Source organism: Massilia sp. 01N410 (genome assembly GCF_056399665.1).
In genome coordinates this window covers 157,154-167,975 of sequence record NZ_JBFTRV010000013.1, presented here as the reverse complement: position 1 = coordinate 167,975, position 10,822 = coordinate 157,154, and the positions used below count along the sequence as shown (strand labels likewise).

The 10,822-nt window shown below is 66.0% G+C and carries 10 protein-coding genes; 9 read left to right on the top strand and 1 reads right to left on the bottom strand.

Features of this window, described 5'->3' with window-relative positions; translation table 11 throughout:
• The 9 genes from AC1DOP_RS18125 to AC1DOP_RS18085 form a co-directional block, all read left to right on the top strand.
• A partial coding sequence (locus tag AC1DOP_RS18125; protein ID WP_442121734.1) for a GDP-mannose 4,6-dehydratase occupies positions 1-393 on the top strand: 393 nt, incomplete at its 5' end.
• 16 nt (positions 394-409) lie between these two features.
• Positions 410-1,576 carry a nucleotidyltransferase family protein gene (locus AC1DOP_RS18120; protein WP_442121733.1) on the top strand — a complete coding sequence of 389 codons (1,167 nt, stop codon included), beginning with the start codon at positions 410-412 and terminating at the stop codon, positions 1,574-1,576.
• Complete coding sequence (locus AC1DOP_RS18115; RefSeq protein ID WP_442121732.1) at positions 1,573-2,991, top strand: mannose-1-phosphate guanylyltransferase/mannose-6-phosphate isomerase; 1,419 nt, start codon at positions 1,573-1,575, stop codon at positions 2,989-2,991. The genes AC1DOP_RS18120 and AC1DOP_RS18115 overlap by 4 nt, the downstream gene beginning before the upstream one ends.
• Before the next feature lie 143 nt (positions 2,992-3,134).
• Entirely contained in the window at positions 3,135-3,848 is a 714-nt protein-coding gene (locus AC1DOP_RS18110; RefSeq protein ID WP_442121731.1) for a PEP_CTERM-anchored TLD domain-containing protein, read from the top strand.
• A gap of 35 nt (positions 3,849-3,883) precedes the next feature.
• Positions 3,884-4,912 carry a TIGR03790 family protein gene (locus tag AC1DOP_RS18105; protein WP_442121730.1) on the top strand — a complete coding sequence of 343 codons (1,029 nt, stop codon included), beginning with the start codon at positions 3,884-3,886 and terminating at the stop codon, positions 4,910-4,912.
• Positions 4,913-5,055: 143 nt separating this feature from the next.
• Complete coding sequence (locus AC1DOP_RS18100) at positions 5,056-8,085, top strand: ExeM/NucH family extracellular endonuclease (protein WP_442121729.1); 3,030 nt, start codon at positions 5,056-5,058, stop codon at positions 8,083-8,085.
• 25 nt (positions 8,086-8,110) lie between these two features.
• Positions 8,111-8,701: an NF038129 family PEP-CTERM protein gene (locus AC1DOP_RS18095; protein ID WP_477252582.1), complete on the top strand. Its 591-nt coding sequence runs from the start codon at positions 8,111-8,113 to the stop codon at positions 8,699-8,701.
• A 269-nt stretch (positions 8,702-8,970) separates the two neighbouring features.
• Positions 8,971-9,687: a winged helix-turn-helix domain-containing protein gene (locus AC1DOP_RS18090; protein ID WP_442121727.1), complete on the top strand. Its 717-nt coding sequence runs from the start codon at positions 8,971-8,973 to the stop codon at positions 9,685-9,687.
• Between the two features lie 8 nt (positions 9,688-9,695).
• A complete protein-coding gene (locus tag AC1DOP_RS18085) occupies positions 9,696-10,463 on the top strand; it encodes a LuxR C-terminal-related transcriptional regulator (RefSeq protein ID WP_477252580.1) in 768 nt (255 codons plus the stop codon).
• A gap of 14 nt (positions 10,464-10,477) precedes the next feature.
• Here the strand turns inward: AC1DOP_RS18085 and AC1DOP_RS18080 are convergent, their stop codons facing one another.
• Positions 10,478-10,768, bottom strand: coding sequence for a hypothetical protein (locus AC1DOP_RS18080; protein WP_477252578.1), 291 nt, complete (start codon positions 10,766-10,768; stop codon positions 10,478-10,480).
• Positions 10,769-10,822 lie beyond the last annotated feature (54 nt).

The following is a 10,822-nucleotide window of genomic DNA, read 5'->3' as shown; positions in this document are numbered from 1 at the left end:
ATCGCCCAGGTCGCCAACGGCCAGCGCGAGAAACTGTCCGTGTACGGTGGCGACTACCCGACCCCGGACGGCACCGGCATGCGCGACTACATCCACGTGGTCGACCTGGCGATCGGCCACGTCAAGACCCTCGACAAGCTGGCCCAGGGCGCCGGACTACATACTTACAACCTGGGCACCGGCAATGGCAACAGCGTGCTGGAAATGGTGCATGCCTTCGAAAAGGCCTGCGGCAAGCCGATTCCGTATCAGATCGTAGACCGTCGCCCCGGCGACATCGCGAAGTGCTACGCCGACCCGACCCGCGCGCGCGAGGAACTCGGTTGGACGGCGAAGCGTGACATCGCGCAGATGTGCGCCGACTCCTGGCGCTACCAGACTACCCCAAAATGAGCATGAGGACCGAACCATGAAAGCGATGATTCTTGCAGCAGGCAAAGGCACCCGCGTACGTCCGCTGACCTATGACCTGCCGAAACCGATGATCCCCGTGCTGGGCAAGCCCGTGATGGCTTATCTGATCGAACACCTGCGCAAGCACGGCGTGTCCGAGATCATGGTCAACGTCAGCCACCTGCACGAAAAGATCGAGGAATACTTCGGCGAGGGCGAGCAGTTCGGCGTCCAGATCGGCTACTCCTTCGAAGGCTATACCAAGGAAGACGGCGAAGTGGTGGCGGTGCCGATCGGCTCGGCCGGCGGCATGAAGAAGATCCAGGAATTCGGCGGCTTCTTCGACGACACCACCATCGTCCTGTGCGGCGACGCCCTGATCGACCTCGACCTGAAGGCGGCCCTGCTGGAGCACCGCCGCAAGGGGGCGATGGCCACCGTGATCACCAAGGAAGTGCCTTGGGACAGGGTGTCGAGCTATGGCGTGGTGGTCACCGACCAGAACGGCCGCATCACCCAGTTCCAGGAAAAGCCGAAGCAGGAAGAGGCGCTGTCGAATTTCATCAGCACCGGCATCTACATCTTCGAACCCGAAGTCATCGACCTGATCCCCTCGGGCGTGGAGTTCGACATCGGCTCCCAGCTGTTCCCGCTGCTGGCGGAGAAGGGCATGCCCTTCTATGCCCAGGGCCGCCCGTTCAACTGGCTGGACATCGGCAGCGTGTCGGATTACTGGGAAGTGCTGCAGAACGTGCTGACCGGCGAAGTCAATCACATGGACGTGCCCGGCATCGAGATCGAGCCCGGCCTGTGGGTGGGCCTGAACACCAGCATCGACTGGAACGGTACCACCATCAAGGGCCCGGTCTATATCGGCTCCGGCGTCAAGATCGAGGCCGGCGCCACCATCATCGGCCCGACCTGGATCGGCCATGGCAGCCACATCTGCGAAGGTGCCGAAATCGTCCGTAGCGTGCTTTTCGAATATACTCGCGTGCTTAACGATGTGACATTGCACGAGATGATCGTCTTCAAGGACTACAGCATCGACCGCGCCGGCGAGATGAAGCACTCGTCCGAATACAGCTCCGACGAGTGGCTGAACGCCCGCGACCGTCGCCGCAGCCGCCGCAAAGACGGCGCGGACGAGACAGATTCCCCATTAGAGAAAATTAGCGCATGAAAATTTATCCAGTCATCCTCTCCGGCGGCGCCGGCACCCGCCTGTGGCCGCTCTCGCGTGCCCTGATGCCCAAGCAGCTCTTGCCGCTGGTCACCGACAAGACCATGCTGCAGGAGACCGCTTTGCGGGTCCGCGGCTGGCCGGGGTTGATGGCGCCGCTGGTCGTCTGCGGCAACGAACACCGTTTCCTGGTTGCCGAGCAACTGCGCGAGGTGGGCATCACCCCGAGCGGCATCCTGCTCGAGCCGGTCGGCCGCAACACGGCCCCGGCCGTGACCGCGGCCGCGCGCCACCTACTGGCCGAGGATCCCGAGGCCATCATGCTGGTGCTGCCGGCCGACCACGTGATCGAGAAGAACGAAGCCTTCCGCCTGGCGGTCGAGCGTGCGTACCAGATGGTGCAGGACGGTTCGCTGGCCACCTTCGGCATCGTGCCGAGCGTGCCGGAAACCGGCTACGGCTACATCCGCCGCGGCGAGCCGCTGCCGGGCGTTGATGATTGCTACAAGATCGAGCGCTTCGTCGAGAAGCCCGACCGCAACACGGCCGAAGCTTTCGTGGCCGATGGCGGCTTCTACTGGAACAGCGGCATGTTCATGTTCCGCGCCGACCGCTTCCTGGCCGAGATCGAGCAGCACGCGCCCGAGATCGCCAGGGCGGCGGAGCAGGCCATGAGCAGCGCCTACCGCGACCTCGACTTCTGCCGCCTGGACGAAGCCGCGTTCACGGCCTGCCCGTCGGATTCGATCGACTATGCGGTCATGGAACATACCCGTGACGGCGTGGTGGTCGCCGCCGACATCGGCTGGAGCGACGTCGGTTCCTGGTCGGCCCTGGCCGACGTGCAGCAGGCCGATGCCCACGGCAACGTGCAGCGCGGCGACGTCTACCTGGACGGCGTCAGCAATTCGCTGGTGCGCGCCGAGAGCCGCATCGTGGCCGTGGTCGGCGTCAAGGACCTGGTCGTGGTGGAAACCTCGGACGCGGTGCTGGTGGCGCACAAGGACCAGGTCCAGCGCGTCAAGAACATCGTCGACCACCTGAAGGTCCAGGAGCGCACCGAGCACCTGTATCACACCCGGGTCTACCGTCCCTGGGGCTTCTACGAAGGCATCGATGCCGGCGAGCGCTTCCAGGTCAAGCGCATCTGCGTCAAGCCGGGCGAGAAGCTGTCGCTGCAGATGCACCACCACCGCGCCGAGCACTGGGTCGTGGTGTCGGGCACCGCGCGCGTCACCTGCGGCGACAGCGTCAAGCTGCTGGCCGAGAACGAGTCGACCTATATTCCGATCGGCATGACCCACCGCCTGGAAAACCCGGGCAAGCTGCCGCTGCACCTGATCGAGGTGCAGTCGGGCAGCTACCTGGGCGAAGACGACATCGTGCGTTTCGAGGACGTCTACCAGCGCGCCTGACCCGTTCGCCTGAATCACATTCGCCTTGATCACGCCGCCCGCGCACCAGCGCCGGCGGCGTTCTCTTTTCCGCAGGTCTACAGTGCGTACATCATCATGCGTCAGGCATACAATGCCTTGACTCGAACCGATGGGGGACTCCCATGAAGACGATCATTGCGGCGGGCGGCATGGTGCTGGCGCTGGCCGGCGGCCTTGCGCGTGCAGGCGATATCATCGGCGGCTCCAGCCTGCTGGACGACGGCCGCCAGGCCCAGCTAGAGCGCTGGCTCGGCAAGGGCGAGTTCAACCTCGACAAGGTCTACACCTTGCGTCCGGGCGATACCTCGGCCACCTTCCACCAGGCCGCCGACGGCAGGGGCGCAAGCTTCACCCTGCTCGACGTGACCAACAGCAGCGGGCAGAGCTTCCTGGTGGGCGGCTACAACCCGCAGAGCTGGTCGTCCACCGACGGCTGGCACGAGACCGAGCGCGACTTCCAGCGCACCGCCTTCCTGTTCAACTTCACCACGCCGGCGGTCTACCGCCAGGTGCCGACCAGCTACGAGCTACCCAGCCAGGGTCTGCGCCAGACCTTCAACGACATCCTGTTCGGCCCCGTGTTCGGCTCCGGCCCCGACCTGCTGGTCAATGACGACCTCACCAAGGCCTTGTCCTGGCAACTGAGCTATGGCAATCCGATGAACGAGGGCATGAGCATCATCGACGGCAGCCTGGGCGGCCAGGCCGTCACCGTGAATGCGATGGAAATCTTCGCCATCGTCCCGGTGCCGGAGCCAAGCGCCGGCGCGATGCTGCTGGCCGGGATCGGCATGCTCGCCGCGTTCGGACACTGGCGCCAGCGCAAACGGGCGTAAATTGTCCTCGTTGCAAGTTGTGGCATGATGAAGGGATGAGATCGATCCGACGTTTTCTTCCCTTCCTGATGCTGGCGGTCAGCGCCGGCGCCCATGCCCAGTTCACCAGTGCCCCCAGCCTGCAGCCGGCGCAACTGGCCGTCGTCATCAACGATGCCGAGCCGAACAGCGTCAAGATCGGCGAGTACTACCGCAAGCGGCGCGGCATCCCGGAAGCCAACGTGGTCCACGTCAGCATTCCGGACAAGCCGCACGAGATCAGCTTCGAACGCTTCCAGGAACTCAGGGAAGAGATCGACAGCCACCTCGGCCCGGACATCCAGGCGGTGCTGATGGTCTGGACCGCGCCCTACAGGGTCGAGTGCAATTCGATCACCGGCGCCTACACGCTGGGCTTCGATCCCTCCCAGTGCGCCAAGACCTGCGCCAGCGGACGCTCCAGCCCTTACTTCAACTCCAGTTCCACACGGCCCTATACCGACCTCAAGCTGCGCCTGTCGATGCTGCTGCCGACCGAATCGGTATCGGAAGCCAGGGCGCTTATCGATCGCGGCGCCTCGGCCGGTTTCCGCGTCGTGCCGGCCACCGCCTATTACCTGGTCACCTCGGAAAAGGCGCGCAACTCGCGCGCCGGCTTCTTCCCGCCGCCGGGCCGTATCGAGTCCAGGAAACTCAGCACCAAGACGATCCAGGGCGATGTGCTGGAAGGCGCGAAGGACGTGATGATCTACGAGACCGGCATGGCCCAGGTGGACAAGCTGAATACCCTGCATTTCCTGCCCGGCGCCCTGGCCGATCACCTGACTTCGCTCGGCGGCGACCTGCTGGGAGAAGGGCAGATGAGCAGCCTGCGCTGGCTGGAGGCGGGCGCCACCGCCAGCTACGGCTCGGTCAGCGAACCCTGCAACTACTGGCAGAAATTCCCCAATCCGACCGTGCTGCTCAAGCATTACGTGCAGGGCAATAGCGCGATCGAAGCCTACTGGAAGAGCGTCGCCTGGCCGACCCAGGGCCTGTTCATCGGCGAGCCGCTGGCGGCTCCCTACCGCAAACGGCCGCGCTGACGGCCGTCCCCCTTCCGTTTCCCGAGCGGTGAAGCGGATTGGTCCGTACGGACTAATCCGTGGTCATGATGTTGTCAATTTGTGCATTTAATATTGATTTGTTAAGTGTTTCACTGACAACCGCATCCACTTCGGGAACCCACATGACCCAACGTTCATTCTTTCAAGCTCCAGGCCGCCTGACCGTGCTCGCGGCCCTGCTGGCCAGCCTGTCGGCGCCGGCCTTCGCCGGTGACGGCGGCCCCATCGTCATCAGCCAGGTCTACGGCGGCGGCGGCAACGGCGGCGCCACCTATCAGAACGACTTCGTCGAACTGTTCAACCGCAGCGGCGCCCCTGTCACCCTCGATGGCTGGAGCATCCAGTACACCTCTGCCGGCGGCAACAGCTGGGGTAGCAACAAGGTCAACATTCCCAAGGTAACCCTGGCTGCGGGACAGTACTACTTGATTCAGCTGCAATCCGGCGGCGCGGTCGGCGCCGCGATGCCGGCCGCGGACGCCTCATCCGGCAGCGTCAACATGAGCGCCAGCGCAGGCAAGGTCGCGCTGGTCAGGAGCCAGACCGCTCTGCCGACGGTCGCCAATCCGAATCCGACCGACCAGCCCACGCTGGCCGACCTGGTCGGCTTCGGCACCAGCGCCACCGGCTACGAAGGCACTGGCCCCACCTCGCCGAACCTGTCGAGTTCGCTCGCCGCGCTGCGCAAGGACGGCGGCTGTGCCGATACCGACGATAACAAGAACGATTTCGTCAACGGCACGCCGGCGCCGCGCAACACCGCCAGCGATCTGCATGTCTGCAGCGGCACTGGCGGCGGCACCCCGCCGGCCGCGCCGATCGTCCTGAACTGCCCGGCCACCGTCAGCGGCGGCCTCGGCACCGCTTTCTCCGGCGCCCTGAGCGCATCGGACAGCGACAGCATCGTCAACGCCGCCGTCATCGCCAGCGGCGCCGTGAGCGGCATCAGCCTTACCGACTTCGCACCGGCCGCCGCCGCCGGCGGCAGCGCCTCGGTCAAGCTGTCGGTCGCGGCCAACGTGCCGGCCGGCCTCTATCCGGTGGTGGTGAGCTTCAGCAACGACGCCAGCCAGAGCAACAGCTGCACCGTCAACGTCTCGGTCGCCGGCCAGCTGACGATCCCGCAGATCCAGGGCAGCGGCGCCACCAGCAAGTACGCGAACACCGTCCAGACCACCAGCGGCGTGATCACCAAGAAGCTCAGCGGCGGCGGCTTCTTCATCCAGGACCCGAACGGCGACGGCGACCCGACCACCTCGGACGCCATCTACGTGTTCGGCGCCGCCACTGCCGGCAACGTCGGCGACATGGTGCGCGTGACCGGCACCGTGACCGAATACAAGCCGAGCGGCGCGACCCGTTCCTACACCGAACTCACCAGCGTCACCGCGGTCACCGTCACCGGCAGCGGCTACACCATCGCCCCGACCAATATCCAGCTGCCGGACGCCGACCTCGCCAACTACGAAGGCATGCTGGTGCGCTTCGTCGGCCCGCTGACCGTGAACGGCAACAGCTACCTGGCCGACCGCGGCGAACTGGTGCTGTCGAACGGCCGCCGCGAAACCGCCACCAACCGCTATCGCCCGGGCACCCCGGAAGCGATCGCGCTGATCAAGGCCAACGATCGCAACATGGTCGTCCTCGACGACGGCATCTTCACGACCCCGCCGCAGATTCCCTACCTGGCCGACGACAAGACCGTGCGCACCGGCGATACCGTGAACGACCTGACCGGCGTGCTCGACTTCGGCGCGATCGGCGGCGGCGGCGCCGCGTTCAAGGTGCAGCCGACCGAGACCCCGCAGATCAGCCGCACCAATGCGCGCCTGGACAAGCCGGAAGTCGCCCCGGGCAACGTCAAGGTCGCCAGCGCCAACGTGCTGAACTTCTTCACCACCTTCACCGACGGCACCGATGTCGAGGGCCGGACCGGCCAGGGCTGCAAGCTCGGCAGTTCGACCAGCAAGAGCAATTGCCGCGGCGCCGACAGCCTGGCCGAGTTCGTGCGCCAGCGCGACAAGATCGTCAACGAGCTGAAGGGCATGGATGCCGACGTGGTCGGCCTGATGGAAATCCAGAACAACGGCGACTATGCGGTCAACTACCTGGTCGGCCAGCTCAATCAGGCGGTCGGCTATCCGGCCTACGCCGTCGTGCCGCAGCCGCCGGCCACCGGCACCGACGCGATCCGCGTGGCGATGATCTACAAGCCGGCCGTGGTGAGCCTGGTGGGCGCTTCGATGTCCGACAACGCCGCGATCAACAACCGTCCGCCGATGGCCCAGACCTTCAAGTCGGTCGCCAACGGCGCCAGGTTCTCGCTGATCGTCAACCACCTGAAGTCGAAGGGCAGCTGCAGCGGCGCCGGCACCGGCGACAGCGACAGCGGCGACGGCCAGGGCTGCTGGAACGCCACCCGCGTCAAGCAGGCACAGCAGCTGGTGAGCTTCATCAACCAGGTGGTGGCAAGCTCGGGCGATCCGGACGTGCTGGCGGTGGGCGACTTCAATGCCTACGGCCAGGAAGATCCGATCGTCTACCTGAACGGCCAGGGCATGGTCAGCGAGCTGGAGCGCTTCGTGCGTCCGAACGGCATGCCGTACTCCTATGTGTTCGACGGCCAGAGCGGCTACCTCGACCACGCGCTGGCCAGTACCTCGCTGGACAAGCAGGTGGCCGGCGTGACCGAATGGCATAACAACGCCGACGAACCGGATGCGATCGACTACAACCTGGAAGGCAAGGCCGGCAACGACCCCTACGTGAACAACGCCTTCCGCGCCTCCGACCACGATCCGGTGATCGTCAGCCTGAACCTGGCGCCGGTACTGACCGACGTGAGCGCCAGCGTGAAAGCGGTGCAGTCGGGCTTCACCGTCAACCGCATCACCAACAAGTACAGCGGCTCGGTCACCTTCACCAACATCGGCGCTGCGGCGCTGAGCGGTCCCCTGCAGTTCCTGCTGCAAGGCCTGCCGGCCGGCGTCACGCTCGACAACAAGAGCGGCACCAGGGATGGTGCGCCGTATGTGACGCTGCCCGATGCGTCGCTCGCCGCGGGCGCCTCGGTGACGGTCAGCGTGACATTCAGCAACCCGAACAAGGTCACGATCTCGTACACGCCGAAGCTGTACAGCGGCTCGTTCTAACCCACCGAATCAAGGATCAAACAAGATGGCAACTCTGAAATCGCTCCTGACCAGCTCGCTGCTGGCACTGACCATGGCCTGCGGCGCCGCCCTGGCCACCCCGATCACCTACCACGTGGACCTGACCACCAAGTCCTTCGCCGCCGAAGGCAGCGGCTACCTGGAGCTGTCGCTGGCCGGCCCGGGCACCGGGGTGCCGACCTCGGCCTTCATCAGCAAGCTCACCGGCGTCGGCAGCGGCACCACGCTGTTCGGCGACGCGTCCGCGGCGGGCAACGGCTTTACCTTGCGTGCTCCGGACGGCGCGCTGTGGCAAGCCGTCACCTTCGGCGGCCTGCTCGGCTTCGACCTGACGCTCGATGTCGGCGATACCGGCAGCGACTTCAGCCGCTTCAGCGTCGCCGTCGTGAACCAGGAGCAGACGGATTACCTCACCGGATCCGTGGTCCAGATCGACCTGTCCGCCGGCGCGCCGCCGCAGATCCAGGGCAGCGACATCGCGTTCGTCACCGAAGGCGCCGGCGGCGGCAACACCGACGTGCCCGAACCGGCCGACTGGGCCCTGGTCATGACCGGCCTCGGCCTGATGGGCCTGATGCAGCGCCGCCGCGCCTGACCCGGGCAGCGGCTGCAATCACCCGCCTGTCCGCGAGGGCAGGCGGGTTTTTTGTGTCTTGTATGTATCCTTTTCGCCACTTTTGCCGCGCCCTCGCCGGCCTGTTCCGGACGGGTGAAGCCCGCTTCCCTCTAGGGTTTGCGCGCTTTTCTCATTTATTCGGGAAAGATATCAATCTCCAAGGCAAATCATATTGTTCAGTCCATCTTGCTTGGTGCATATTAAAATCATTCCTGTTCCCGCAGACCCAGCAATGTAGACCGAGTTCCATGGCAGCACACATTCTCGTGGTCGACCCCGATCCCGCCATCCGCCGGCTGCTCGAGCTGAACCTGAGCAGCGCCGGCCACCATGCCGCCAGCTGCCTCGACGCCGAGTCGGCCCTGGTGCTGATGGACGACAGCCTGCCCGACATGCTGCTGCTCGAGTGGGACCTGCCCGGACAATCCGGCGAGGCGCTGATCCGCCGCCTGCGCGCCCAGGCGCGCACCCGCGAGCTGCCGATCATCATGGTGTCCGGCCGGATCGGCGAGCACGACAAGATCCTGGCACTGGAATCGGGCGCCGACGATTACCTCGGCAAACCCTTCAATCCGCGTGAGCTGCTGGCGCGCATGGGAGCGGTGCTGCGGCGGCGCATCCCGCACGTGTCGAGCGAGACCGTGCAGATGGCCGGCCTGCGCCTCGATCCCGGCACCCAGCGCGTGATCGCCGGCTCGCGCCTGCTGGCGCTGGGACCGGTCGAATTCCGCCTGCTGAACTTCCTGATGCACCATCCGGAGCGCGTGCACACCCGTTCCCAGCTGCTCGACAAGGTCTGGGGCCGCCATGCCGTGCTCGACGAGCGCACCGTCGATACCCACGTCGGCCGCCTGCGCAACGCCCTGCAGCCCAGCGGCCACCAGGAACACATCGAAACCGTGCGCGGCACCGGCTACCGCTTCGTGGCCTGGAACGCGCGCGTCGACTGGTCCGAGGTCGCCTGAGTTCGCGCGTGGACGCGGTCGTCATCCTCAGCCGGCAGGAGCAGGAATACCTGCTGCGCGCCGTCGAATCCGGCCTGCGGGTGGCCAGCATGCGCCAGTTCTTTCTCTGGACCCAGGGCCAGCTGCAGGCGCTGCTGCCGCACCAGGTGATGGTGGCGCTGCAGTTCGCGCCTTCGGGTGCGCTGCGCCGGCTGGAATGCCTGCATGCGACCCTGCTGCCGGCCGATGCCGAAACCCTGCTGGCAGACTGCCGCGACGGCCTGGCGCTGCGCATCGCCCGCCACTGCATGCGGGGCGGCAGGTTGCCGGCGCTGGCCGACCTCGGCGCGGATGAGGCGGACGGCAGGCGCGGCGCCCTGGCCGGTTTCGGAACGGAGTTGCGGGAAGCCGGCTTCGACAGCGTGCTGGTGCACGGCACCGGGCCGCTGGCGGACGGGGCAAGCGTATTCCTGCTGTTCGGGCTGCCGATGCGGCCGGGGCCGCGGCATGCCTATTTCCTGGAATTGCTGCTCGCCCACCTGCACCTGGCGCTGCTGCGCCTGCCGGTGTCGGAAGCGCATGCCGCCGGCCGGCCGCCGCGGCCGCTGAGCGCGCGCGAAACCGAGATCGTCGGCTGGCTGCGCGAGGGGAAGAGCAATGAAGAGATGGCGCTGATCCTCGGGATCAGCGCGCTGACCGTCAAGAACCACCTGCAGCGGATCTACCGCCTGCTCGGGGTCGGCAATCGCGCGCACGCTCTGGCGCGCTGCCTCGAACTACGCCTGCTGGAAGCCTGAGCCTCCGGCAAGAATCAGATGCTGCTGCTGGTGTCGCCGGCTGCCTGGCCGGCGGCGGCGCGGCGCATCGCATCGTAGCGGTAGGCTTCGGCGTTGCCGTCGATGATGCGCGGGCTCTTGCAGCCATCGGCGGCGCAATCCGGCGCCGGCATGGTGGCAGCGACCTGGGATGCAGTGCCCGACTGTCCGGACACGAGCACGGCGGCAGCGGTCTGGGTCGGCTGGTCGGCCTGGCCACCGCCGCAGGCGGCGAGGATGACGGCGACGACGAAGGCGGAAACGGAGCGGAAGGCGTGAAGTTTCATGGTGCGGAAGAGGGTGCGTTCAACAGATGATCTATTGTAGGCAGGAAATTTTCC

Excerpts from the sequence above, each read along its gene's own strand:
- AC1DOP_RS18105 (WP_442121730.1), top strand. The coding sequence starts at position 3,884 with ATGAGATCGATCCGACGTTTTCTTCCCTTCCTGATGCTGGCGGTCAGC.
- AC1DOP_RS18100 (WP_442121729.1), top strand. The coding sequence starts at position 5,056 with ATGACCCAACGTTCATTCTTTCAAGCTCCAGGCCGCCTGACCGTGCTC.
- AC1DOP_RS18110 (WP_442121731.1), top strand. The coding sequence starts at position 3,135 with ATGAAGACGATCATTGCGGCGGGCGGCATGGTGCTGGCGCTGGCCGGC.
- AC1DOP_RS18095 (WP_477252582.1), top strand. The coding sequence starts at position 8,111 with ATGGCAACTCTGAAATCGCTCCTGACCAGCTCGCTGCTGGCACTGACC.
- AC1DOP_RS18080 (WP_477252578.1), bottom strand. The coding sequence starts at position 10,768 with ATGAAACTTCACGCCTTCCGCTCCGTTTCCGCCTTCGTCGTCGCCGTC.
- AC1DOP_RS18115 (WP_442121732.1), top strand. The coding sequence starts at position 1,573 with ATGAAAATTTATCCAGTCATCCTCTCCGGCGGCGCCGGCACCCGCCTG.
- AC1DOP_RS18090 (WP_442121727.1), top strand. The coding sequence starts at position 8,971 with ATGGCAGCACACATTCTCGTGGTCGACCCCGATCCCGCCATCCGCCGG.
- AC1DOP_RS18120 (WP_442121733.1), top strand. The coding sequence starts at position 410 with ATGAAAGCGATGATTCTTGCAGCAGGCAAAGGCACCCGCGTACGTCCG.